Source organism: Flavobacterium salmonis, assembly GCF_903819435.1.
GTDB classification, from domain to species: domain Bacteria; phylum Bacteroidota; class Bacteroidia; order Flavobacteriales; family Flavobacteriaceae; genus Flavobacterium; species Flavobacterium chungangense.
Map to the genome: position 1 here is coordinate 134,553 of NZ_CAIJDP010000079.1, position 26,861 is coordinate 161,413.

The 26,861-nt window shown below is 35.5% G+C and carries 21 protein-coding genes; 12 read left to right on the forward strand and 9 right to left on the reverse strand.

Annotated elements, in window-relative coordinates:
• Window positions 1–3: 3 nt before the first annotated feature.
• A complete protein-coding gene (locus tag FLACHUCJ7_RS17110; RefSeq protein ID WP_180909760.1) occupies window positions 4–462 on the forward strand; it encodes an RNA methyltransferase in 459 nt (152 codons plus the stop codon).
• Window positions 463–635: 173 nt separating this feature from the next.
• Here FLACHUCJ7_RS17110 and FLACHUCJ7_RS17115 read toward each other — a convergent pair whose 3' ends face one another.
• Both FLACHUCJ7_RS17115 and FLACHUCJ7_RS25595 read right to left on the reverse strand, forming a co-directional pair.
• Complete coding sequence (locus tag FLACHUCJ7_RS17115; RefSeq protein WP_180909883.1) at window positions 636–1,025, reverse strand: RidA family protein; 390 nt, start codon at window positions 1,023–1,025, stop codon at window positions 636–638.
• Between the two features lie 173 nt (window positions 1,026–1,198).
• Complete coding sequence (locus FLACHUCJ7_RS25595; RefSeq protein WP_317170924.1) at window positions 1,199–1,543, reverse strand: Crp/Fnr family transcriptional regulator; 345 nt, start codon at window positions 1,541–1,543, stop codon at window positions 1,199–1,201.
• Window positions 1,544–2,052: 509 nt separating this feature from the next.
• Here FLACHUCJ7_RS25595 and FLACHUCJ7_RS17125 point away from each other — a divergent pair.
• The 3 genes from FLACHUCJ7_RS17125 to FLACHUCJ7_RS25405 all read left to right on the forward strand — a co-directional run bounded on the left by FLACHUCJ7_RS17125 (window position 2,053) and on the right by FLACHUCJ7_RS25405 (window position 3,528).
• A complete protein-coding gene (locus FLACHUCJ7_RS17125; protein WP_180909761.1) occupies window positions 2,053–2,469 on the forward strand; it encodes an OsmC family protein in 417 nt (138 codons plus the stop codon).
• Between the two features lie 263 nt (window positions 2,470–2,732).
• A complete protein-coding gene (locus FLACHUCJ7_RS25400; RefSeq protein WP_230408853.1) occupies window positions 2,733–3,197 on the forward strand; it encodes an alpha/beta fold hydrolase in 465 nt (154 codons plus the stop codon).
• The gene (locus FLACHUCJ7_RS25405; RefSeq protein WP_230408854.1) at window positions 3,181–3,528 is read left to right on the forward strand and encodes an alpha/beta hydrolase; all 348 of its coding nucleotides are present in this window, start codon (window positions 3,181–3,183) and stop codon (window positions 3,526–3,528) included. Before FLACHUCJ7_RS25400 ends, FLACHUCJ7_RS25405 begins: the two co-directional genes overlap by 17 nt.
• 202 nt (window positions 3,529–3,730) lie before the next feature.
• Here the strand turns inward: FLACHUCJ7_RS25405 and FLACHUCJ7_RS17135 are convergent, their stop codons facing one another.
• A complete protein-coding gene (locus FLACHUCJ7_RS17135) occupies window positions 3,731–4,702 on the reverse strand; it encodes a hydrogen peroxide-inducible genes activator (RefSeq protein ID WP_078228080.1) in 972 nt (323 codons plus the stop codon).
• Between the two features lie 184 nt (window positions 4,703–4,886).
• On the opposite strand from FLACHUCJ7_RS17135, the gene FLACHUCJ7_RS17140 reads away from it, so the two are divergent.
• The 8 genes from FLACHUCJ7_RS17140 to FLACHUCJ7_RS17175 all read left to right on the forward strand — a co-directional run bounded on the left by FLACHUCJ7_RS17140 (window position 4,887) and on the right by FLACHUCJ7_RS17175 (window position 15,002).
• A complete protein-coding gene (locus FLACHUCJ7_RS17140; protein ID WP_180909762.1) occupies window positions 4,887–5,111 on the forward strand; it encodes a hypothetical protein in 225 nt (74 codons plus the stop codon).
• A 43-nt stretch (window positions 5,112–5,154) separates the two neighbouring features.
• A complete protein-coding gene (locus FLACHUCJ7_RS17145) occupies window positions 5,155–5,331 on the forward strand; it encodes a hypothetical protein (protein WP_167343411.1) in 177 nt (58 codons plus the stop codon).
• 193 nt (window positions 5,332–5,524) lie between these two features.
• Complete coding sequence (locus FLACHUCJ7_RS17150) at window positions 5,525–6,895, forward strand: exonuclease domain-containing protein (protein WP_180909763.1); 1,371 nt, start codon at window positions 5,525–5,527, stop codon at window positions 6,893–6,895.
• Window positions 6,896–7,030: 135 nt separating this feature from the next.
• Entirely contained in the window at window positions 7,031–7,258 is a 228-nt protein-coding gene (locus FLACHUCJ7_RS17155) for a hypothetical protein (protein WP_078228083.1), read from the forward strand.
• A 927-nt stretch (window positions 7,259–8,185) separates the two neighbouring features.
• Window positions 8,186–8,641: a response regulator gene (locus FLACHUCJ7_RS17160; RefSeq protein ID WP_031453653.1), complete on the forward strand. Its 456-nt coding sequence runs from the start codon at window positions 8,186–8,188 to the stop codon at window positions 8,639–8,641.
• 69 nt (window positions 8,642–8,710) lie between these two features.
• Window positions 8,711–12,076 (forward strand): CheR family methyltransferase, encoded by a 3,366-nt coding sequence (locus FLACHUCJ7_RS17165; protein WP_180909764.1) that lies wholly within the window; start codon window positions 8,711–8,713, stop codon window positions 12,074–12,076.
• Between the two features lie 207 nt (window positions 12,077–12,283).
• Entirely contained in the window at window positions 12,284–13,021 is a 738-nt protein-coding gene (locus FLACHUCJ7_RS17170; RefSeq protein WP_180909765.1) for a hypothetical protein, read from the forward strand.
• A 436-nt stretch (window positions 13,022–13,457) separates the two neighbouring features.
• Window positions 13,458–15,002, forward strand: coding sequence for a hypothetical protein (locus FLACHUCJ7_RS17175; RefSeq protein WP_180909766.1), 1,545 nt, complete (start codon window positions 13,458–13,460; stop codon window positions 15,000–15,002).
• A 162-nt stretch (window positions 15,003–15,164) separates the two neighbouring features.
• Here the strand turns inward: FLACHUCJ7_RS17175 and FLACHUCJ7_RS17180 are convergent, their stop codons facing one another.
• From FLACHUCJ7_RS17180 to FLACHUCJ7_RS17205, 6 genes are all read right to left on the reverse strand, one after another.
• Complete coding sequence (locus FLACHUCJ7_RS17180) at window positions 15,165–16,214, reverse strand: LacI family DNA-binding transcriptional regulator (protein ID WP_180909767.1); 1,050 nt, start codon at window positions 16,212–16,214, stop codon at window positions 15,165–15,167.
• 182 nt (window positions 16,215–16,396) lie between these two features.
• Complete coding sequence (locus FLACHUCJ7_RS17185; RefSeq protein WP_180909768.1) at window positions 16,397–17,527, reverse strand: DUF4861 family protein; 1,131 nt, start codon at window positions 17,525–17,527, stop codon at window positions 16,397–16,399.
• A 48-nt stretch (window positions 17,528–17,575) separates the two neighbouring features.
• Entirely contained in the window at window positions 17,576–18,580 is a 1,005-nt protein-coding gene (locus tag FLACHUCJ7_RS17190) for a glycoside hydrolase family 43 protein (protein ID WP_180909769.1), read from the reverse strand.
• A gap of 57 nt (window positions 18,581–18,637) precedes the next feature.
• Entirely contained in the window at window positions 18,638–20,644 is a 2,007-nt protein-coding gene (locus tag FLACHUCJ7_RS17195) for a DUF2264 domain-containing protein (protein ID WP_180909770.1), read from the reverse strand.
• Window positions 20,645–20,672: 28 nt separating this feature from the next.
• Window positions 20,673–24,224 carry a family 78 glycoside hydrolase catalytic domain gene (locus FLACHUCJ7_RS17200; RefSeq protein WP_180909771.1) on the reverse strand — a complete coding sequence of 1,184 codons (3,552 nt, stop codon included), beginning with the start codon at window positions 24,222–24,224 and terminating at the stop codon, window positions 20,673–20,675.
• Window positions 24,221–26,653, reverse strand: coding sequence for a sugar-binding domain-containing protein (locus FLACHUCJ7_RS17205; protein WP_180909772.1), 2,433 nt, complete (start codon window positions 26,651–26,653; stop codon window positions 24,221–24,223). The genes FLACHUCJ7_RS17200 and FLACHUCJ7_RS17205 overlap by 4 nt, the downstream gene beginning before the upstream one ends.
• Window positions 26,654–26,861 lie beyond the last annotated feature (208 nt).

A 26,861-nucleotide genomic window follows, 5' to 3' on the forward strand; every position in this document is an offset into this window, starting at 1 on the left:
CACATGAATGATAATTTTACAAATGAATACTTTGGCATCGGCATTCACAATGGTAAAACACCGGAGAATTTGGGTGTTTTGTGGCGGTCGGCTCAGAACTTAGGGGCAACTTTTATATTTACGATAGGCAATCGATATGCCAAACAAGCTTGTGATACACATGATGCGGTAAAAGCAATTCCGTATTTTCACTATGAGAATTTCGAAGCTTTTTTTGAAAACTTACCTAAAGGCGCGCGATTGGTTGGTGTAGAACTACATGAAAGCGCTTCGGACTTAGAAACCTTTGAGCATCCAAGACGCTGTGTTTATCTGTTAGGAGCAGAAGATCATGGTTTACCCAAAAAAACAATGGAAAAATGCCATAATCTGGTGAAATTCAAATCTCAAAAAAGTCTAAATGTAGCCGTGGCAGGAACCATTGTGATGTACGACAGAAATTTGCCTAAACCTCGTTCTTAATGAATAACGAACTACTACTTCAAGCCTGAATTGAAGTTTGTATAATTGACAATTAAATTGATTACGATTTACAGCTTTATAAAAAATGGTAGATTATAACTTTTTCACGACAGAAAAAAGGATATTCAAACTTTTGTTTAGATATCCTTCCCTACTATTAATGCTAAATTAAATCATTTTACCACTGTAGCTTCAAATTCGATTTTTAGCGTTTCAAAAAGACTTTTAACTTCCATTAAAGAGGTGGCTTGTTTGATGCCGTGTTTGGCAATCCACTCCTGAAAAAGCGAAAAATAAGGCCAAAACTCCGCTGACGAAGTCGTATAAATGGTGAGTCTGACAATTCCATTGGGCTCGTAACCTGCCTGGGTAACGACCGTTTCCAGATTTTGCAGCGCTAAAATGATTTGAGATTTCATGTCTTCGGTGCTTGATGTTCCGTCAGCGTTGACAGCTGCCTGACCCGAAACATATAAGGTTCCTGCCGGCTGTTTTACTTCGACAGCCTGAACATAACTGCGTTCGTCCTGCCATTTCCACGGATTTGTGATGTGTTTTTCCATTTGCTTTGCGTTTTTATTTTGTGCCGTTCCCGACACTATTGTGAATACTATGACAGCTAAAATCGTGGTGATTTTTTTCATAACTGCTATTTTAAATTTGCAAAGCAAAGTTCCGGATTATCCCTAAATCCGGACTTGACCTACATCACGAATATCAAGTGCGCTATATCACACTAAACGGATAAACGGCTTAAGGTTTCGCGAGAAACACCCAAATAAGAGGCAATCAAACTTTTGGGAACGCGCTGCATTAGGGATGGATATTGTTTGATCAGCTGTTCGTAACGTTCTTTGGAGTTGGAAGTCAACCATGAAATAATTCGGCGTTGTGAACCCAGAAAACCAAAATTGGCTTTTTCGAGAAAGAAGCGCTGCATTTTTTGGAGGCCGTTGCAAAGTTTATTATAATCTTCGAGCGTACAGCACAACACTTCTGTGTCTTCTAAACATTCTAAAGACAATGTGGCTTCGGTCTGCGTAAAAAAGGCGTAATAATCACTTTCCCACCAATCTTCCATTGCAAAAGAAACAATGTGCGGTTTTCCTCCCTTATCTGTATGAACGAGTTTTAAAGCCCGGAAATTACAAAATAACTATACCTGACCGTATCGCCTTCCTGTATCATAAATTGGTGTTTCTTAAATTTTTTAGTGGTAAAATGGGTACTTATAAACGCAAACTCATCATCTGTAAGAGGTACTATTTTTTCTATGTGCTGCCTTAATTTTTCGTGCATAGTAAGAGGTGCTAATGCGAATAACCAATGATTGTTTAATCTGTTTACTGCAAAAATAAAGCATTTATCAATAAGTCGACTGCCTCTATTTTCGAGTTGTCAGAAAAAGAATTAAATATTTGTATCGGGTAACATCCTTAATTAAGCCTTTGTAAATCAATAGTTATAAAATATTTTAATAACCCTTAAAAATTATTAATTTGATTTATAAACACCTTCCCTATACCTTTGCTTCATCAAAATCAAACAACTGATTTGAAATATTAAAAATCAACTTTAAAAATAGCAATCATGAAATTTACAAGAAGAGCAAACGCAAACTGGAAAGGTACTGGAATGGACGGAAAAGGAACTATCAGTACTCAAAGTACAACCCTAAACGAAGCACAATTATCTTTTAAAACCCGTTTTGACGAGGGTGTAGGAACGAATCCTGAAGAATTAATCGCAGCGGCACATTCCGGCTGTTTTACGATGCAACTGAGCTTTTTACTTTCTGAAGCCGGTTTTGTTCCGGAAGATTTGGATACGGTAGCCAAAGTTACTTTTGAAGACGGAACCATCACTTTAATTCAATTGGAACTGACCGGAAAAGTTCCCGGGATTTCTGCAGAGGATTTTCAGCAGGCTGCACAGAAAGCAAAAGAAATTTGTCCGATTTCAAAATTACTTAATACTGAAATTACTTTATCAATCACTTTACTTTAAATAAATTCCAATTTAAAAATTCCAAATTCCAATAACTTAAAATATGAGAGTCAACACAATTTTGTCATTTCGAGGAACGAGAAATCTTCGTTAGAAACTCTACAAAGATTGGCGACATTCAGTACGGAGCTACTTGTGGGGATTTACTTCGTCTATTCGCTATCGCTCGGGTCTCCTTCGTCGAAATGACAAAGATTGTGAAAAATTAGAATTTATTATTAAAAACATCTACACAAAAATCTAGAATTCAAAATTTTACTATTATGAAAACACTATCTATAAAAGAACAATTGAAATCTTATTTCTTGTTCGCCGCTTTGATCTTAAGTTTAGTATTTACAAGTGTAAATGCCAGTGCACAGGCTACATCTGCTGCCCCACTAATTAAAAATGTGGTATTGGTTCACGGTGCTTTTGCTGACGGTTCGGGATGGAAAGGACTTTATGAAGTTTTGAGTAAAAAGGGGTATCATGTGACTATTGTTCAAAATCCGTTGAGCTCTTTGGAAGATGATGTTGCCGCAACCAATTTAGCACTTGACAGACAAGACGGACCAACGATTCTGGTGGGACATTCCTGGGGTGGCACTGTCATTACAGAAGCCGGGAATCATCCTAAAGTAGCGGCTTTAGTTTATGTAGCCGCTCTACAGCCTGATAATGGCGAAAATTCTGTTCAATGGCTGCAAACCGCTCCTCCTGCTAAATGGTGTGTTAAATCCGGATGACAAAGGAATTGCGTATTATGACAAAGCTAAATTTCACGCTGGTTTTGCAGGAGATTTGAGTAAAGAACAAGCTGATTTTATGTATGCTTCGCAAGGCGCTTTTCACGCCAAAGGATTTTTAACACCTGTTACAAAAGCTGCGTGGAGAGACAAACCTTCGTACGGAATTGTAGCCACTGAAGATAAAAGTATTACACCGGATATTCAGCGTAACATGTACAAACGTTCTCATACAAAAATTACAGAAATAAAAGGAAGCCACGTGGTTTTTATCTCACAACCTCAGGCTGTTGCCAAAGTTATTATTGCTGCTTCCAATTCTAAAAAATAAGTTTTAAATTTCAACTTATGTAATCTTGTCATTCCGACGGAGGAGACCCGAGCGATAGCGAACGGACGAAGTAAATCTCCGCAAGTAACTCTACAAAGATTGGTGACTTTCTGTACGGAGCTACTTGCGGGGATTCTTCGTTCCTCAGAATGACAAAAATTGTGTATAAACCTTAATGGATATAAAATGATGACAGTAAAATTTACATAAACTTACTCACTTCTTTGACAAAATACGGCGAATCGTTCCAGCGGATTTTTCGGTAACTGAAGTTCTTTTTGAGAGACTCCGGAAGGCAATTCCAGATTGCTTCGTTCATTTTTTCGAGCAAGAGTTTTTTCGAAAACGAATCGGAAACTACGAGGCTGATTTCCCGCACCGGAATGGGTTCTTTAAAGGGTTTAAAAAGTCCTGATTCGGTTTCGTTTACAACAGAAAGCTGCGGAATTATAGCAAATCCCAACTGGGCACGTACCAGGTTTTTTAAGGTTTCTATGGAACTGATGTCGTAGGTAAACTGTTCTTTTATTTTGTCTGAAGTTTTTAATCCGCAGATATCCAATAGCTGTGCATTGTAGCAAAACTCGTGGTGCAGCAAGAGCAATTCTGTTTTGTCAGTCGGCTGTAATTCATAAAAATCGTCTTTCGCCATCGGATGTCCTTCATTCAGGTAGGCGACAAAGGGTTCCTTAAAAACCGGATGTTCGATTAAATTGGCATTTCCGGTAGGTGTTGCCATAATAGCGACATCAATTGTTCCAGTTTCCAGATCTTTCATCAGCTGTCCCGTATTCGATTCGCGAATAATGAAACGGACATTTGGTGTCGCTTCTTTCATCGCCTTGATAAACAATGGGATTAAATAAGGTGATAAAGTCGAAATAATACCCAGCTTCAACTCCCCTTCCAGCAGGTTTTTTTCGTTCACCACAAAATCTCTGATTTCATCGGCCTGACGCAGAATTTTTTTTGCTTTATTGATGATTTCGGTTCCTAAAACGGTTGGGGTCAAAGGCACTTTATTACGGTCAAAAATCTTGATTCCAATTTCTTCTTCGAGATTTTTTAACTGAATCGTAAGTCCGGGCTGTGTTACCATACACACTTCTGCTGCCCTTGCAAAATGGCGTTCTTCGTCTAAAGCTACAATATATTTTAACTGCTGAATGGTCATTGCTTATACTTTTATTTTATAAAGATAGCTAAATATCAATTTAGATTATAAAGCTTATGAACTAGTTTGTAAAGTAAAAATTGAAAATACATGATAATTTAGTAAGAAATGCAGCATTTTTTATAAAACAGAATCGTTCTATTGACCTAATTTTAAGATTATTAATAACTTAAAAACATAGATCATGGAAAATTCAAATACCTACAGCAGCGAAGAATTAACAAAATATCCTTATCACGCACGGCTTGCTCAGGAACAAAACAATAATGATCGTGAAGAGGCCAACACCGGCGACTGGGAGGACCAACGTGACGAAGCGGGTACAGATCCGGATCGTTATGAAGAAGAAGGTGGAAATGACAATTCAGGAGGTGCGGGAAGTTCCGGGAGTGCAGCTACCAACAGCTAATTAATCTAAAGAAACTCACTATTTAATTAAAAAAACAGCTACTATGAGTACTCTATTTAAAGAAGGACAGGATGTTAAACAGGAATTTGGTGGTCCAGTCATGAAAGTAATCGGTTTTGAGCCTGAATTAATCGAAAATGTGATTACCCAATGGGAAGATGAAGAAGGAACTATAATTACAGGAAAGTTTATGGAATCTGTTCTTCAGCCTGCTGACTAATTGTAAGATAATAAATTCTTTGAGGTTCTTTTAAGTATATAAGTAAGTATCTACACCGTTAAAGGAAATAATTTACCAGTGTAACTTTGTTACAATTTAGAACCGTATTGGTATTGAAATTGTTATCATCTGTATTAATTTTGCATTATCCGGACAGAAGTGATAAAACAGGCTTCTGGTTGTAGAATAGCAGATGAAAAAGACCGAATATGCCATAGTCGATATCGAAACCACAGGTGGTAATGCCAGTGGCAGCCGTATTACTGAAATAGCGATTGTTATACATGATGGCAGTAGTGTTATTGACCGTTTTGAAACACTGGTTAACCCGCAAAAGGAAATTCCTGTTTCTATTTTTGCCTTAACGGGCATTAATAACGAAATGGTTCGTGATGCGCCTATCTTTGATGATATATCTGAAAAGGTATTGGAAATGCTTAAAGATCGGATCTTTGTAGCCCATAATGTCAATTTTGATTATTCTTTTGTTCGGCATGAACTTGAAAAATCGGGCTTTAAGTGGACAGCAAGAAAACTGTGCACAGTTCGGGCAGCCAGAAAAATTAAGCCTGGACTTGCGTCCTACAGCCTGGGGAAACTGTGTCACGCATTAGAGATTCCTTTAGTGAACCAGCATCGTGCAGGAGGCGATACAGATGCTACAGCAATCTTGTTTTCGAAATTGCTGGAATGGGATGAAAATGGAGAAATTGCAAAAATGATCAAAAACACGGCACAAGACCAGCGCTTACCTCCCAACCTGCCACCTGAAGATTTTGATCAGCTGCCGGAAAAACCAGGAGTCTATTATTTTTATAATCAGGTAAATAAGGTTATCTATGTTGGAAAAGCCATTAACTTAAAAAAACGTGTGGCTTCTCATTTCAGTGGTCATAAAATTACGCCGCAAAGACAACATTTTCTTCGTGATATATACCGTATTTCTTTTGAGGTTTGCGCCACTGAACTCATGGCATTGCTACTGGAGTGTGCAGAGATTAAAAAGCTTTGGCCTGCTTATAACAGGGCATTAAAACGCTTTGAACCTAAATACGGGCTTTATCAGTATGAAGCCCGAAATGGTTATAAATATCTTGTTACGGGAAAGCTAAGCAAGTTTCAAACCTGTATTGAACATTTTAATACTATTCACGAAGGAATAAACATGCTCCTGAACCTTAAACAGCAGTTTGAAATTGATAACCGATTTTGCAGATACGGTATTGCTACGGCAGGAGAACATTTCCCTAATACCAATTTTACAGCTTTACCCGATGTTCTCAGCCATAATGAGAAAATAGAAAACGCAATAGCTTTTTTGGTAAGCAACAGATCCAGTTTTGCTATTATTGATAAAGGCCGGTCGCCAGACGAGCGCAGCTGCATCTGGGTCGAAAACGGACATTTTTACGGTATGGGGTATCTTTCGTCAGATATTGGATTTAGTGAACCTTCGGAGATTAAAGAGTATGTTACGCCCTACATGAGCAATCAGTATATTATGCATCTTATCAATGCCTACGCATTTAAATATCCGGGTAAGGTTTTAAATAAAAAAGTTTAATGTCCTAAGGATTAATTAAAACTTAAAGGTTGTAATTTATTCTAAACATGTAAATTAGATAACAATTCCTGATTTTTATATAAGTTTAAAGAAATTCACCACTGTATTTTTGAACTCATTTAATTAAACACAATCATGGAAAATTTAAACAAAAATAACAGCGTAGACTTTCAGCAGGATTCATTGCACAGCCAGATATGTTTAGTCGATAATATTGATTTTATTTATCGAAAAGCATATAAAGGAGATTGGGGACATTGGGATGATTTGCCGGATACTTTACCTTTAAACCTAAATTGTGTTGAGAGTACCGTAAATAAAAATTCAATTTCAGGAAACGAAACTCCAATTGCTGATTTTTGATTAACGATTTTTGATTCCTGGTATAAAAAACCTCGCAAAATCGACAGTAAAACATTTAGCAACATCAAATCTGAAATCAAAATCGTTACTCCTCACACGAGCCTAAAAGGCGAACTGGCGAAGCAATCTAAAATCTCTTAACTTAATGACATTGAACAGCCGCCTGACTGTTCTGCTTTGGTGGCTTGAAAAAGCGGTCCCGGATATTATATGTCAAGACGCCACAAGATAAATTTCTACAAAAAAGCACTACTACTGTATGCGGGTTATGATGCCATATGGAATTGGACAAAAGCAATGGAACGGAATGGCTATTCTGGCCCGCTATATTGAAATTGAAGAAATTTTTCAGACACGAAGTTAGAAAGCATTTAAGGATATCGTTTCATATCCAAATGAAAAAAAATATACTTTCCGGGATTATTTTAGAAATACATATCAGAGAAATCCAGTTCTTTGAATTGATCACTTTATGTTAGGTCCCGAAGTTTTGAGGAAACTGGTTTCAGGTTGTGTAGACCTCCAAGTCCGGGGTTTGAAAAAAAACAGTGTTCCTGCACTAGTGTGAATCCAAATTGATAAAATGAAGTAATTATTCCATTTTCTCTCTAATATAATAATGAACTCTCCGTGACTATCATAATTTTTTTAACAAACGTCGTAAGTTTTATTTAATCTTTACTCTTTAATGATAACCGTTTATCAAAATAAATAAAAGTAATATAAAGACTACCAAAATAATTGGTTTGTAAAATGCGGAATAATTAACATAAAAGTATACTTACAAATGATTTAGCCAATGATTTTAGCTAATCGTTCTATTAAAAACTTCTTAATCAAAGAATATTCCTATACAAAATTAGAATTAAACTTATTTGATTCATCTCCTGGCATTAATAAAGAGTACATTTGGTATAAATGCTTCAAATGATGAAAACTAAAGCGAATATAAGGGTCTTACTTACTGATGACGATGATGATGACAGGGAATTTTTTGGTGAAGCAATAGAAGATCTTCATCTGAATCATCCGGTCGAATTTTGTAAAAACGGTGTGGAACTTCTGGAACGTCTTTATGATAAAAACACTAATATCCCGGATATTATTTTTTTAGATCTTAATATGCCCCAGTTGTCGGGCTTTGAGACTTTACAGAAAATTAGGGAAGATGACATGTTTAAAAATATTCCTGTAATTGCTATTTATTCAACTTCGGCAACACTTGATGGAGTTAAGAGCACTTTTGGTTTAGGTGCCAATGTTTATATTGTAAAGCCTATTTCTTTTTTTGATTTAAAAAAAATAATCACAAAAGTGATTGAAACAGACTGGAAAGAAAAATCGACAGAGACTAGCATTGAATCTTTTGTGATTACAATTTAGTGTTGAAAGAGTGCTGTTATTTAATGGTATGCATCAATTTATGTTACTTAATATCTAAAAAATAAAACAATGCATACGGAGAATAACTATTTACCAAAACCTTCCAGACAGGATTTTCCGATCATTGGTATTGGTGCTTCTGCAGGTGGACTGGAAGCCTTTAAGCAGTTTATAGAGGCAATTCCTGATAATTCTGAAATGGCGTATGTTATTGTACAGCATTTGCATCCACAGCATGAAAGCATGCTGACAGAAATTCTTTCGCGGGTAGCCAAAATTCCCATAAATGAAATTACAGATGATATTCATTTGGCTCCCAATAACATTTACGTCATTCCCGAAAACAAAATGCTTACCTCTTTTGACGGTGTTTTAAAGTTAAGCCCACGTCAGAAAGACACAAAAAACCAGGCAATAGATGTTTTTTTTAATTCATTGGCAGAAGTGCACCTTGATTTGGCATATGGGATATTGCTTTCAGGAAACGGTTCTGATGGAACGTTGGGGCTTAAAGCAATAAAAAAACATGGAGGGATTACTTTTGCACAGGATATTGACGCCGCAAATAACGAAATGCCACAAAACGCCATCAATGCCGGAGTAGTCGATTATGTATTATCACCTCGCCAAATCGTTGAGAAATTAATTGAAGTTTCAAAAGTAAGAGATTCGGCCAGCAAAGAAAATAATCTAAATGATGAAGATTTATTTCATGAAATCATCAAAATTTTGCGCCATCATAGCGGAGTAGATTTTACATATTATAAACAAAGTACTATACGCAGACGCATTGCCAGGAGAATGGCTTTGGATAAAATTTTAAATTTAAAGGATTATCTAAAGGTGCTTCAGGGCAATAAACTGGCTCCTGAGGATTTGTTCAATGATTTACTTATACCTGTGACCGAATTTTTTAGGGATACTAAAATATTTCAGATCATGAAAGAGAAAGTATTTCCCTTATTGACTAACAGAGTAACGGAAGAAAATTCGATACGCATCTGGATTGCAGGCTGTTCTACAGGCGAAGAAGCCTATACAGTCGCTATTACTCTCCATGAATATTTAGGAGAAAACCTCGAAGGAAAAGAAATTCAGATTTTTGCATCGGATATTTCAGAAGTAGCTATTGCTAAAGCCAGAATTGGATTTTACAGAAAAACTCAAATGCGAAATATATCTGAAACCATTCTGACCAAATATTTTACATCCAATACAAACGGTTATAAAATTAAAAGACAAATTAAGGATTTGTGCATTTTTGCTGTTCATAATTTCCTGACCGATCCTCCTTTTGCAAAAATGGATTTGATTACCTGTAGAAATGTATTTATCTATATGGATTCTTTTTTGCAAAAAAAATCACTTACCACTTTTCATTACGCCTTAAAAGAAAACGGATTTTTACTTTTAGGAAAATCAGAAACGGCTGTTCCTGCTGCAGAGCTTTTTCAGCCATTTGACAAAGTCGGAAAAATTTACACCAGAAAACAGGTTTCAGGCAGATTTGTACATTCTGGTATAGGAAGCAATGATAAATTAAAAAAAATAAAAACTGCCATAGTGAGAAAGGAGACCATCAAGGAAGATTTTAGAAAAAGTGCGGAAGCTGTATTACTTTCAAAATATACACCGGCCAGCGTTATTGTAAATGATCAGTTGGATATTGTTCATATTAATGGTTCTATAGCTGAATTTATTGAGCTTTCGACAGGAAAGCCTACTTTTAATTTATTAAAAATGGCGCGTGAAGGTCTAGCCTTTGAGCTGAGAAATACTTATCATAAAGCTAAAGAAGCTAATGTTCGAGTAAAAAAGGAACATATTCAGGTAACGAATAAAGGCACAATTAGCGAAATTACAATCGAAATTCTGCCACTGGAAGATACGTCAGAACCTTATTTTTTAGTTTTGTTTTATAAAACCTTGATGGAAAAAGAGAATATTTCTTCGACTACATTCACTCCCGAAGAAATACGGGACAATATTAATTTACGAAGGATCGTACAACTTGAAAAAGAACTGGCCAAAATACACGACGATGTAAATACCATAAGTGAAGAGCAGGAAGCCTCTAATGAAGAACTGCAGAGTGCCAATGAAGAATTGCTAAGTGGAAGCGAAGAACTGCAAAGCCTGAACGAGGAACTTGAAACCTCAAAAGAAGAATTACAATCCAGCAACGAAGAACTTTTACAAATTAATCAGGAGCTTTTAAACAAACAACAACAAATTAATATTTCAAAAAATTACACCGAGGCTATTGTAGCTACTCTTCGGGAACCTATCGTAGTACTTGATACCTATTTAAGAATAAAAAATATAAACAGGGCATTCTCAAAAAAATATAATATTACCAAAGAAGAAGCCGCTGGCAAGCTAATTTACGAAATACAGAATCATCTTTTTGATAATATTCCAATGAGATCCATGCTGGAAAAAATACTTCCCGAAAAGACACAGTTAGATGATTACCAGATATCGGTTAATCTTTTGCCGTATGGAGAAAGTATTATGCTGCTTAATGCCAGACAAGTTACCAATGAAACCAGTAAAGAACAATTAATTTTACTGGCTATTGAAGATATTACTGAAAGAAGAATTATTGAAAAGAGATTAAAAGTTCTTTCAGATGGTTTTGAGGCCAAAGTTCAGGAACGTACCTCTGAGTTATTAGCATCTAACACAGAACTCGAAAACACAGTCAAAAATCTTTATCATGCAAATATTCAATTACAGGAATATGCTTACGTTGCAAGTCATGATTTACAGGAGCCGCTGCGTAAAATCCTGATGTTTATAAGCAGATTGCTGGAAATGGACGAAAATTTTTCTAAAGAAGCACTTATTCTATTAGAAAAAATCAGCAAATCGTCAACGAGGATGAATACCCTTATTAAGGATTTACTCGCCTATTCATACCTTAATAATCCCGACGGTCAATTTGCAGCTACTGACCTAAATGTGATTGTTAAAAATATCCTTGTTGATTTTGAATTAATGATAGAAGAACGTAAAGTGCAGATAAAGCAGGGGAAATTACCGGTTATTAATGCTATTTCGCTGCAAATGAACCAGCTTTTTTACAACCTGATCAGTAATGCTCTTAAGTTTTGCAAAAATGATGGTTCTGTTTCTAAAATAGAAATCAGTTCACGTAAAATTTCTAAAACAAAAATCAAAGAATATCCTGAGCTCAATCAAAGTTTAGAATATTGCGAAATAATAATCAAGGATAATGGTATTGGTTTCAACAAACTATATGAAAATAAAATTTTCACTATCTTTCAAAGACTCCATAATAATGAAGTATACACGGGTACTGGCATAGGTCTCTCGATTGGTAAAAAAATTGTTGAAAATCATAAAGGACTTATTTTTTCAAAAGCAGAAGAAAATGTTGGAGCAGCCTTTCATATTATACTTCCTGTATGATTTACCACCATGATATTAGAATATAAACTTTTAATGCTGGATTAAGAAATAAAAATCTTGATGTTAATTCGTACTGCTTTCTTTAATTTGATTTTTTCTGAAACTCCTTAAGAATTTTAAATTGTTATATTTACCATCTGGTTAACAAAGTCGTTGTACGAATATGCAATTCCTGTTGCATCAAGTCAATAAATTTAAGTAGTCAAGATGGAAAATTATACCGTATCATTAGCATCATTAAACTTGGTTGACAATCCAATACCAAACACTCAAATAAGAAAAGCGGATTTATTACCGGGTTTAGAATCCAGATTAGATTCCATGGAAATGAAAGAAAAACCTATGGATGATTCTAATATTCCATTTAGAGATTTGACGAATACTAGCAGCAAAAAAGAAAGTATTCATGAACTCATTGCTAAACTTAATGTTGAAACCAGTATTAGGTACCAAAAAACAGTTGAAGATACCTATTGCAATGTATACTCCTATGATTATTGCTATTTCTCTAAAGTATATCTTCCAACAGTTTGGTGGACAGCTGAATCTCTGGAAAAGGTTTTACAGGGACAAGATGTTGAAGCTGTTTTTGAAGATACTGTCGATCGAATTTATTCCAGTGCCATACACGATTGGTTTTTAGAATGGGGAGTTAGTTTTGGCTGGGAAAGAATGCATACGGTTGATGAAATTCAGAATAAAGTAAATACTAATGGAGGTATTGGAATAATTTGTGCCAAAAGAAAAGAAAAAGGACTCTCCGGACATATTGTTCCTGTTGTTCCTGAAACAGATTTGCATAAAGCGTATCGCACGAATGGCGTAGTAACTTATCCGCTGCAATCACAAGCAGGAAAATTGAATTATAATTACTTTTCGGAAGTTAGAAAAGACTGGTGGAATGACGAATTATATTCTTCCTATGTGTTGTATTACCATGAGTAAATAAAGTATTCATCTTATTGTTTAAATGTTTTAAAAAAATAATTGATATTCAATGTTTTAACTCTTTGGAAATAACATAATAATAATCTACTTTTGCAGTCTGGAAAATACAGGAATAGCAAAATGTAATAATCAGGCTATTCATCATCATAAATTATTGATATAAAAGCAATTAATTGCCAAATAGAATTTTATAACCCCATTATAGAGCTTTATTTTTATCAATCTTTCGATCGATACAAGTGCAAAATTTCTGAGATTAAAATACATTCCTAAAATTTAAAAGTAAAATAAATTTTTTAATGGATGCAAAATGATGCTTTGTCCGTTAAAAGATTTTTCGCCTCTAATTTTGAACAGAGTCAGGTTTGTATGTCCAAATAAAAATAATGACTTTATAAAATTATAATTAACCTTAAAACAATAAAAAGTATAAATGAAAGACAATCAGACAAAAAAATATTATTGGGGAATAGGATTAGAAAACGAAACCTACATGCAATTTGAGGAGTCCCTAATAGTTTCTGGTGAATTTATACAAGAAAAAATTGGTTTTGAGAAATACAGTATCGATTACAGAAAATGCTACAAACCGGAGAGCCTCGCTCCTATTTTGAAAAAAGCCTTTGGATTGAATGAAAATTATAAGGTGAGCCGAATGCTAAATAGTCATTCGCTGGAAAAACTGGATGTCAACTACCAGCACAAAACATTATCTGCTGTAAAACCTTCAGTTAACATGGGAGAAACGGCTGAATCAAACACACAGTCACTTGAAAATCCGGAATATCTTGGGAAATCTATTATGGAACTTTTTCTCGAAAATCAACCGTACAATATTCAAAGTATGATTACCCAAAGAAATAAAACGATGGGTTCTGTACATTTCGATGGAGATTCTATCGAATTTGTAACCAAATACTTTGAAAACAGAACTATTGATGATTCCTGTAAAGAATTAAAAGCGACCAAGAAGTTATTCCTGGATAAAATAAATGAATCGTCTGTATTGAATGGGAAATTAAATTTTCCGGATTATAACAATGGTCTTAATATGTTCATGACCAATCAGGAAAATCTGGTTTTGTTTAATAACGGAACGTACCATTTTCATATTACTTTACCCTCATTAACAGAAGACAGCAGAATTGTTGACTACAATGAATTTGAAAAAACACACGCCAATGCCATTTATTTATTGCAATGGTTTGAGCCTTTTTTTATAGCAACCCTTGGGAGTCCTGATATTATGGGTGTGATAAGTGATAAATATAGTCTGGATAAAAACTTTACTTTAGGATCTATGAGAAATGCCATGTCACGTTACATAGGCGTTGGAACTTATAACAAGGCAATGCCAAAAGGTAAAATTCTAACTTATAATGTAGATAAGTTTAGAGAACTGCTGAAATTTGAAAAAGAAGAAAACATTTGGTGGCGAGATCAAATTGAAGCCGATATGGAGTATGAAATGCTTTCGGAGGTGGGTCTTGATTTTAATCAGGAAAAAATGTACCAAAGCGGTTTTGAATTCAGAAGTTTTGATGAGTTTCCGGCAGAATACCTAAATGATGTTCTTTTTTCTATTATTCTAATTTGCGAGCATTCTTTAAATCTGCCCGACGTTCAATGGGGACATGACAGTGCTGCCTGGAACAATTTAGTTTATAAAACTTTAAAAATGGGCTACTTAGCTGAAATTAATAGAGCTGAAAAGAACGAGGTTTTAGATTTATTGCAATTATTGAATCCATCAGATCCGAATTATATGTCACTAAAATCTGAATTTGAAGCCATTGTCATGCTGGATGCATTTTTCTTTAAAATTCTGGCTGTTTTGCATGAGAAATACAAAGACAACAATATTTGTCTGGATTCTATGTACGGGCAAAAAACAAGTTCTCCTCCAAAATGGGATAACTTTAATAAGTATCAAACAGAAAGACATTTGCAACAAATAGGTTCTTTCTCTGACAATTAAAATTTCCTGTTTAATCCTTTTATGTAATTGACGTAAAAAAACTATAAAATTGATTGAATATCTGTATGCTTTGAGAAATCAATGGTATCTTAAGCGAAGTCGAAATTTACATGGAAGAGACTTTGACTTCGCTCAACCTGAGAACTTTTGAATCATACCTTATTATAGAATTCCCAGCTGATTATTATGACTATTTCTTTTTGAACTGCTCCTGATGATCAAATCAGATTCGATTATTTTAGTTATGATTTCATCACTTTCCTTATTTTTTAAAATATGGTCAAAGTAAACCATTGCGGCCTGATATCCAACCTTTTCACTATTTTGATCTACGGTAGATATGGAAGGTGTTATGATTTCTGTGAAAGGTTCATTAGCGTACCCAAAAACTCCCATATCCTGTGGGATTCTAAGTCCGGATTGCGTTATAGCCAGCATAATTCCCAAAGCCTGTAAATCTGATATTGCCAAAAATCCGTCCGGTGGTTCAGGCAAAGCAAGGAGTTTTAAAGCAGTTTGAAATGCATTCTCTTTACTTATATTATCGTCTACAATAAAATGATCCGGAACATGCATTCCGGCTTCGTTAATTGCCTGGATAAAACCTTCTTTTCGATCAACGAACAAATCCATGTGCAAAGGGCCTCCAATAAAAGCAAGGCGCTGATATCCTTCATCAATCATGCTTTTTGCAGCTTTATAAGTTGCATGCTTATTATCATTTATAACTTTGTGACCCAGAAAATTTTCATCGCAGCGGTCAAATTGAATCAGGTTGATTTTATGCTCTAAAACCTGTTCTAAAACTTTGGCAGACTGTGTTTCTTTTGACAGGGAAATTAAAATACAATCAACATTCTGATGAATCAGTGTTTCGATTGCTGTTTTTTCAAGATCAGATTTTTCATGTGACTGACAAATAATCAAATTGTGTTTGTTTTCTGTACATGCTTTTTCAATACCTGAAATGGCATCTGAAAAAAAACTTTGATTAATTTGAGGAACGATTACACCAAGTGTTCTGGATGAGCCACGTCTTAGATTTGCAGCCTGTGTATTGTGTCTGAAATTAAGTTCGGCCGCTTTTTTTAAAACTTCTTTCCGTACCTCTTCCCTTACTCCCGGTTTATTATTCAGGGCTTTGGAAACATAGGATACAGAAAGTCCAAGTTCTTTTGCCAGGTCGTAAATGGTCATTCTCTTTGTGCTCATGCTGCAAATATATCTTAAATGTACCTAATAGTGAAATTATAGTAATATGATAATCAATTTCATAAAATTCTTTTTCTATTCTAATTAAAACGTACTTTTTTTGTATGTTTTTTATTATTTATATTTTGATAAGTCTAGAATGATTCCATTTTTTAACTGTTAAATGAAATTTTAATATTCAATCATTTTAGACTTACAATCAAAGGATTTTTTATTTCCTGATGAAAAGTGGAGAGATATTCAAACCATTTTTTTGCATCTGTAATTTTTCCTGCCTTGTCCCAGGCAGCACCAGTATAATAAACAATGGGCTCATTATTTTTAACGGTTGTTTTCGCCAGTAACTGTATTTTATCTATCCACATATTTGTAACAGGCGTAGTTAGTATTGATCCAACACCCGTCGTACCATCTTTTGCAGAAGTGGGTTCCCAATAGCCCATAATTCCTTGTTGTTCATTCAGTGAAATATTTCCGGCTTCTGGTCTTTTAATGATTCCTACCAGAACCGGTAAAGGTTTGTTTCCGTCAAAAGTATAAACGTTTTCGATTTTGCTGAGCTGAGAACCTGCATCCAGTGAGATTGTTTTTACAGCAGTGACTTTTATCCCTCCAGCATTCCATTCATCATAAATTAATTGGAAAGTAGAACGCAATGGCCCGTTGTCTAAAACTTTCCAACGATGATAATTAGCCGAATAACGAATCGTATCTTTCACATAAGGTGCCATATTTCCTGCACCTAATGAATATCCAACATGATAATAATCCATTCCGTCTCCATGATCGGTATGATAATCCGATAATTTATAGCGTTCATTAATAATCATTCTATTGGTGCGTTTTACCCAGACGTCAAAACCATACGCATCTTCTTTTGATCCCTCGATGGCTTTTCCATAAGTACGAAAAGCAATCTGATCGTTTTCCCATGCAAAATCATCCTTACGTTCGGGAACATATCTCGCGTATGTTTTTACGGTAAATTTTTCAGGTTTTCCCTCCTGAATTGAAAGAGCCAGTTTTGATTTTGCTTTTACATCAACCTGAATCAGTAAATTTTGAATAACAGAAGAATTTCGATGTTCTAACTGAAAAGCAGCCTGTTTCTTGGTTTTGGTATTCATTACAACAAAATTTGAAGTGTCAATTTTAGGATAACGATCTAAAATGGCTTTCCAGTCTATTGAAACAACAGTTTCTATTCGATCTAAATCCGAATTGTTTTCGATCATTATGGCTGCTTTTGTCTGAGCCGATAAAATTTCAGGCATGATAAAAACCAGGCAAAGGAAAAGTTTGAAAAATTTCATGAATATTCTTTTAAATTATTTGATTTCCAATATTATAAATTTCAGCAATTAATCATTTTTATTCTGTATAAAATCAGGAAAACCGCTTTTTGTCCATTCTACAGCTCTTGCACGTGTTGCACGATTTTTATCGGATAATTCGTGTCCCTGAATTTCTTTGTAATCTCTGGCATGATAAATCATGATGGTAGATTTTCCGTCTTCGCTGACAGTAAATGAATTGTGACCGGGACCGTATCTTTTTAGTTCTTCATTCGTATAAAAAACCGGGCCGGGAGATTTTTGCCAATTAGAAGCATCCAGTAAATTTACATTTTCATCAATCCACAGCAAGCCCATGCAATAATTATGATTTGTGGCACTGGCTGAATACGTTACAAATATTTTTCCGTTCTTTTTAATTACAGCGGGGCCTTCATTTACGTTGTATTTTTCTCTTTCCCAGCTAAATTCAGGTTCCGTTAAAATAATTTCCGGGCCGGTAAGCGTTGTTGGATTCTTCATTTCAGACATAACCAAAGCTGTTCCGTGATTTCCTCCTCTTACATTTTGAGCCCAGATCAGATATCTTTTTCCTTTATGCTCAAAAGTTGTCGCATCAAGCGAAAATGACTCTTTTTGCGTTTTTAGCTGTCCTTCTTCTGTCCATTTGCCTTCCATTGGATTTGCAGAAGGATTAGACAATACCCAGATTCTTATGTTCCAAATATTTTCAGATTCGCCTGCGGCAAAGTAGATGTACCATTTTCCATCAATTCGGTGTAATTCAGGAGCCCAGATATGGCTGCCCATAACGCCTTTTTCATGTTTGTGCCAGACTTCTTTGTCTTTTGCTTCTTTTAAACCGTTTATACTATTTGCTTTTCGGATTACAATTCGATCGTATTCCGGCACGGTTGCAATTAAATAATATTCACTGGCATCCGTTTTATACACCCACGGATCTGCGCGCTGTTCTGCAATTGGATTATTAAATGTAATGGATTGTGAATTGCCCTGAAATGGATTGATTACAGCCATTATTACCAAAGCGAAAATTCTAATTAATTTCATGCTTATTTGATTTGTTTTTGAGTTATATAATGTGTTCGTTTAAAATCTGATATTGTTTTAGTTAAAGTTGATTACTTTCTTAATCTCTTTATTAAATTCTACAGTTACAGATCCATCTGTTTGTTGTAAAATTTTTACTGGAACGAGCTCATCTTTCTTCCACTTTTCGCCTGATTTCTTCCAAAGCATCAGCGTTGCAGAAATGCCTTTTTTGTTTGCTTTGGAATCGCTGGAAACATTTATTACCGAACTTTCATTGCTTTCCGGATGCAATCCTTTTGCTTTTATGACTTCAGTTTTATCCCAACCCAAAAGCGGAATCATAGCCAACTGGTATTTTCCGTTGTCGATAATCGTAACTTCATGTCCTGCTATATTTTTTTTAGTCGAAATTATTTCTTTATCTAATTTCGGCAAAGCATAATGTCCCAAACGCATTGATACAGGTTTGTTACTGTCATTTCTATCTACTCTTAAAATTCCGTTAGGTAAAGGAATCTCGGCCAAACTGAATTTTATATTTTCATCGGTTTCTAAAACTACATTTCGGTAATAAATATCGTTTTCAAACTTTTTAAAAGTAAATAATCTAAAGGCTTCCCATTTATCATTTTTATTTTTAATGACATAATTCATTGCCACTTCACCATTTTGTCCATCTGCCTGCCAAGGAAAAGCGCTGTTGTAAGAAAGTCTGTTGTAGTTTTCTGTTGATCTGAATTTCTGCCAGTCGTCTTTTACCTTTTCATGACACCAGGCTCTTACTTCTGACGCGCCAATATTAGGATAATCTGTTATCAGGATTTGCGAATCTCCCTGATATTTATTGTAAACTTCATCTTTTTTGAATGTAGTATCCCAATCGCCATTGTTTTCTTTGGCTGTCCAAAACGGATTATTATCGGGAACCAGCAAACCCAGAAAGATTTTTCCCATCCAGTACACACTACCGCGGCAGCTGTAATTTTGAACGGCTGGTTCGAATGCACCATAAAAACCAAGCGTAGGCACATTGTCTTTCATAAAATCAGGATGTGTCAAAAATTGTTTGATTACACCGGATGAAATTCTGCGCATCCATCCGTAATTGGTATTCGAATCATTTTGAAATCCCATCAGTGGAAAAGGTACTACAGCTCCGGTTCTGTAACTGATGCTTCTTCCCCACATAATCATTTCGCCGTCTTTGCTAAACAAATAAGGATAGTTGTGTTTTAAATCACTAAAATTTGACATAAACTTAGCCGCAATTTCAGGATAGTATTTTTTTCCAAAAAACTCCGACCAGATATTTCCATACATCTGAAAAGCCCACATGCTGTAATAATCAAATGCCGGACTGTCATTGTACCACCCATTACCCCGATAATGTTTTAGTGATTTTTCTAAATATTCAACCAATAATTTTTCATTAACAGTATAGCTTTGTTCCTTAAAAAAACTCAGTACAAAAATGTTGAAGAATTTCCAGTTAGAATCTACTGTTGGACCGTCGCCGTAACTCATCATTATTTTGGCCAGATCGTCTTTTTGATTTTGCGGAAGCGGTTTCCATAACACTTCAGGGTTGGTCAGAAGAGAAAGTGCCAAAGCGCCAAATTCAACAAGCTTTTGACTTGGTCCGCCATTTTTAGCACGCGGTTCAATGTAAGTCGGACTGTTTGGATCAGCTAATTTGGCTATCTGATAGCGATAATAATCGGCAACTTTTATATTATTGATTACTAAATTGGGATTTTCTTTCAATAAAGGTGAAGCAATAAACAAGGTTCTGCAAAGGCCTTCGAGTTTTTCTGTCGGAACCTGATTGGGGTTTGACGGATAGCTTTTTCCTTCCTGCTTCGGAAATTGCATTGGATCGTCCAGTTTATGAATATAGCTGAAAGCTCCTTCCAGCAAATAAAAAGCTGCATCTTTCCAGTGTTGTTTTGTCATTCCGGTTTGCGGACTAACATTAAAATCGGGGTTTTTAATCTGAAATACAGCAGCCGTATTTTCTTTTTGCTGTGCAAATAAAGAAATACTAAAAATAATCGCTAAAAACAATATTTTAAATTTATTCATCTTTTAAGGATTTTGCAATCTTGCTCGTTTAATTCCTAGTCACTGTTTCGAAACTATATTCTCCTGATTCTATCTCAAAGACAGCTTTATTATTTTTTACATTCAAAAATTTGATTCCGCTCTTTTTACCATTTATTGTTACGTCGCTTTCTTTTAATGCGGGTAAATAAAGTGTCGCAGTTGTATTTGCAGGCACAACAAAGCGGAACTCATATTTACCGTTTTTCGTTTCCCAGCTGCTTTCAATACGTCCGTACATCGAATCGTAATAGCCATTTGCAAAAGTCATTTGTCTGGTAGTATCGGGTTCCGGCTGTAAAATAAAATGTTTAAATCCCGGTGCATTATCGTCTCGTACAATTCCTAACGAATAATTATACATCCACGCTCCTACGGCTCCGAAGGCGTAATGATTAAAAGAATTCATTCGGTTATTCCCTCCAAATCCGTCTTTATGCGTATACGAATTTAATCGTTCCCAAATAGTCGTAGCTCCTTGGGTGACAGGATACAACCACGAAGGATAAGATTTGTTTTGTAATAATTGATAGGCCATATTCGAATATCCATTATCTGAAAGTGCTTTATTGACCCATGCAGTGCCAATAAATCCGGTCATTAAGGAATAAGGCAGACAAACAACACCCTGATCTGTTTTGTTTTCTCTTTGTATAGAAGCTGTAAACTGCTTGATAGCCAAATCTGAATTCTCTTTATCCAAAACATTAAAGGCAAAAGGCAGCACATACGAAGTTTGAGTATCTATAACTTTACCCCTAAATGAAGTTTTTCCCGTAGCTTTATCAATATAAGTTTTATTGAAAAAATCTTTTCTCTGCTTGTAATATTCTGAAAAATGTTCCTGATCTTTATTTTTATCTAATTGAGCCGCCACTTTAGACATGATTTCCAAATCATAAATAAAATAAGCTTCCCAAAATAGTGTTTTTTCATTTTTAGAATCTTCTAAACTTAACCAGTCTCCTAATGAACCCCAGGTATCTCTTTCGTTTTCTTTTAAAACACCTGTTTTAGGATCAATATCATCAATCAGATAATTGGCGTAGTTTTTCATAGCCTCATAATGCTCTTCTAATAAACTGAGGTCACCGTATTGCAGGTAGTTTTCCCAGACAACAGTAATTCCGGCACTTCCCCATAAGGTTTCACCAAATCCTACACCTATTGGAGCTACATCCGGAAAGCGTCCATTTTCGCTCTGAATATCTCTCATGGCTAACATATGTCTTTTTAGAAATTGTTTCACATCTGCTAAGTAAACTGCGGTTCTGGAAAAAACGGAAATATCACCACTCCACCCCAAACGTTCGTTACGCTGAGGACAATCAGTAGGTATCGATAAAAAATTCCCTCTCATTGACCAGGTAATATTTTCCCACAACTTATTTACCAAAGGATTTGAGGTTTGATAATGCGAAGACAATTCATGTATCGAACTTAATACTGTTCCTTTAACATCGGTTAACGGTAACGGTTTTTCTATTCCGGTTATTTCTATGTAACGATATCCATGAAATGTAAATCGAGGCGTTATGGTTTCATTACCTCCTTTAGTTGTGTAGATATCCTGTGACATGGCTGCCCTGACATTTTCAAGCATCAGTAAATCTTCATTCCCTTTGTATTCAGGTAAGTTTGGATACAAAACTTCGGCATAACGCAATGTGATTTTCTTTCCTTTTTCTGTATTGTTCAGGAGAACTTTGGGAACACCTACCATATTTTGTCCCATATCGTAAACAAATACACCCGGACGAACTTCCTTAACCGATTGAGCTGTTAATTCATTTATTGGTTTAACCGTAGTTCCAAATTGCCCCACCAATTGAGCATCAGCAAAATTATTAAAGTTAGGTAAATTGGCCGTTCCTTCCAGACTTACAGATCCATCAGTTCCTATGGCTGACGCCTGATGCCAAAGAGAAGCGTCATATTTTGCTGTACTCCAGCCTTCAATTGCTTTTTCTTTTTGTGCATCATAAACTTCGCCCTGAAAAAAGCTGCTGTATTTTACTGGTCCGTCATTAAAATATGTCCATGTTTCAGGATTACTTGTGAAAATTTTTTCGCTTCCATCGGCATAAGTAACTACCAATTTTGCCAACATCGATTGACGATCACCAAAAAAATTCCAGTTTTCGCCAACATAGGTACTGCCTCCACTCCACCAGCCTTCTCCAAGAATGGCTCCCAATACATTATTTCCTTCCTGAATATTGGACGTAACGTCATACGTTTGGTACAAATGAGTTTTATTGTACTGTGTGAGTCCGGGATTAAAATAATCGTCTCCAATTTTTCCCCCATTTAAATACACATCATAAATACCTCTTGCTGTAACATACAATCGTGCTTTGCTTATTTTAGGAGAATCTATTTTAAACAGGGTACGCAACATAGGCATGGAATTCTGACTTGGATCAGCTAAAACTAAAGTTTCTTTATTTCTTCCTGTTACAACATAGCTATTATTTTCAACCGTTACTTCTTTAAATGACGAAAAGATACCAGAAGCAGCGCTAACATTCGAAGGCCTTCGGTAATTTTTTATTTCAAGTTTTGAGAACTGAGCTTTTTCTCCCTTAGGTACTAAAAAACCAATATCGCCTACTACAGGAAAAGCTATAAAATCGCCTCCTGCTCCTAATGGATTGAGATTAACATCGGCTATCTGATTTTCTTTTGAATTTCCATCGATATAAATTTTAGTAACTCCTAAACAGCTTTTTACAATTATAGTATGGGGATTGTACTTGTTTTCCTTATTCATTAGCGTATTCGGAATAGAAAAACTTTTAAAAGGGATTTCTTTTTTATCATTTGGATGATAGCCAACCCGATAAATATGCAGCTGAGCCTGTGCATCGGAATCCAAAGGTTTTGTATTTAACTCGATCTGAATGTAGCTTTCGCCTTTCTTATTTTCCAGTTTAAATAGATTTTTATTTTTATCCATTAAACGCTGATCATTCGCACCATAAACTAACGATGCTTTTGTTGCTTTTGATTTTTTATCCAGCTGAATTGTACTATTGATACAAAAAACAGGAAGATATTGGGAATACAAAACCATATCATCAGAACTGCCGCCAATCCATTTTGCTCCTGACCAGGCAGTTGTCTCCTTATCTGAATCCGTATTTGTAACCATTTTGTGGTTCATCAAACCGGTTTCAAACCACGAATTTACGGAGTACTTTTTTCCTTTTTGATCCCAAACAGTTACTGTCCAGTTATATAAAGTTGTAGGCTTCAATTCTACCCCCTTGTATTTTATATTAATGGATGTTCCACTTTTAATTTTACCGGTATTCCAAACCTCAATACCCTTATTATTTGTTACAATAATTTGACAGGCAGTTTGATAATAGCTTCTGTTTTTATCAACGGTTTTCATTTGCCAGCTAAAGACTGGCTGAGATACATCAAGACCAATGGGAGTTACCGCATTTTCTACCTTAAGATTGCTAATTTGAAGTAATTTATTTTCTTTTTGCTGAGAGCATAAAGGCAAACTAAAAATAGTTACAAAAAGAAATAGTGTTTTTATTTGATTCATCTTTTACCTGCTGCTTGTATTTTAATTACACTTTTCTTTAATCCCGGAGCAGTAACTTCAAGATTAATTATACCTGATTCACCATTGTTTTTGATAATTACCAAAGCACGGCCATTCCATGCTTTACGCGTGTTACCGAAATACAAATCAGTATCTTTTAAATTGGCATTATCAACTCCCGCAATAGCTCCGGCACCTGTAACAGTAAATGTAAGCCGGTTTTCTGCGTTTGGATTTAAAATACCTTTTTCATCTGTGATTTCGACACTTACATACACTAAATCCTGACCATCAGCTTTTATGTTTTTTCGGTCAGGTATCAGTGTAATTGTAGTTGGCTGAGTGGCTGTTTTCAATGTAACAGACTCAGCTTCTTTACCGTTTTCTAAACCCACAGCCTTTAGTTCTCCTTTTTGATACGGAATCGTAAAAGTTGCTTTGAATTCCTGTGCTTTGCCTGTTTCCTTTTCGCCAAGACTTTTTCCATTCAGGTACAATCTTACTTTCGGGTATTTTGAATAGACTTCAATCTCAATATTCTTTCCTTCGTGATTAGGCCAGGTCCAGCTTTCCCATGTTGGCCAGACTGCCCATGAAGTCAATTTTATAGCTCCATTTTCCGGATTTGGCTCTCGAACAGCCATGTATATTTTTTCATTATCATTGTACAGCATGCTTCTGTAATGCGAGATTGGTTTTCGCCAGCCTATTAAATCAATATCTCCGCAATAAGCACCATGCCACGGATGTAAATTTCCGGTCCAGTGCTCACCTTCCGGTTCTCCCGGATACACATATCGGCCAATACCCGATTCTCCAATATAATCCATTGCTGTCCATACAAAATCACCCAGGATATAATTGTGTTTCTGAACCAAATCCCAGTTTGCAAAAGCATCTTTAGGATACGATTCGGTTTGTACAATAATACGCGAAGGCACTCTTTTGTGATCTTCTTCGGCATGATGCAACTGATAATTGTATCCTGCCACATCGTGAGCGGCCATCAAAGGATCAAAAATATCCCAACCCTGATTCCAGGTAGTCATGGCTGATGTTACCGGACGTGTGGAATCTAGATTTTTGACAGCATTTGCCAGCATTTTTGCAGTTTCAACAGCTTCCGGTTTGGTTCTTTCAATAATTTCATTGCCTGTACTCCACATGATTATTGAAGGATGATTGCGGTCTCTCAATACCATTGATTCAACATCATGTTTCCACCATTTATCAAAAAGACCGGCATAATCATAAGTGTTTTTTTTCTCTTTCCAACCGTCAAAAATTTCATCAATAACAAGCATTCCTAATCGGTCGCAAGCATCTAAGAAAGCCTCTGAAGGCGGATTGTGCGAAGTTCTGACGGCATTAAATCCGGCTGCTTTGAGTAATTCTACTTTTCTTTCTTCGGCACGGTCATAGGCAGCTGCTCCAAGTGCGCCATTGTCATGATGTGCGCAGCCACCATTTAGCTTTATTTTTTTTCCGTTTAATAAAAATCCGTTTTCAGCACTAAAAGCAATAGTTCTCATTCCGAAATTGGTGGTAACAACATCAAGAGTTTTTGATTCTTTTTTGATTACTGTTTTAATCTGATATAGATTTGGTACGTCAACTGACCATAATTTTGGATTTTCTACTTTTACGATCTGAGTCACTTCTTTTTCCTCGTTTGGCTGTAGTTCTATTTTGTTTTCAGTATTTGCAATAGCTTTTCCTTTTCCATCTGCCATACTATTCGAAAGCAGCACGCTTAGTGAACTGGCAGTTTCATTCTTTAAAATCGTTTTAACTTGAGCTGTAGCCTTGTTATTTTTGACTTCTAAGGTAGAAATCGCAACACCCCAGTTTTTCACATGAACCGGGTTTCTGACCATCAGCCACACATTGCGATAAATACCGGAACCGCTGTACCATCTGCAATTTTTCTGTTGGGAATTATCAACTTTAACTGCAATTGTATTTTTTTCTCCAAACTTTAAATAAGGCGAAAGGTCATATTCAAAAGAAGTGTAACCGTAGGGTTGAAAACCAACTGATTTTCCATTTATAATTACCTCTGCATTCATATAAACTCCTTCAAAATAAATAGCAATCTTTTTTTCTTTCCATTCAGCAGGAACTGAAAATGTTTTTCTGTACCATGCTTTTCCCATTGGATAGAAACCGCCGTCACCTTCGCTTGGATTGTTTTTTTCTGATTTTCCTTCAATACTCCAATCGTGCGGGAGGCTTAATTTTCTCCAGCTGCTGTCATTAAAATTTGTCTGACTGCTTTCAGAAGCATCTCCCAGCGCAAATTTCCAATCTGAATTAAATAATTGTTTGCGCTGTATCGTATTATTTTGCGCTGTAATTTCTGTTATACAGCTTATTAGAAGTAAATAAACTAAAATTATTGCCTTTCTTACTCTTTTAGTTTTATTCATTATGATTTGGTTTTGATTAGATACGCTAGCTCCAACCATAAACACTTGTATTTATGGTTGGGAAAGCAAGTTATCAAATAAAAAGTTTAAAAACAACACTTTAAAATTATTACCCTTTGCAGTTTCAAAAATATTTTGTCGTTTCATAAATTCTATTTTAGTCATTTTCTTGTTCAAATTTCGGCCAATACAAAAACAAATGAGTAAT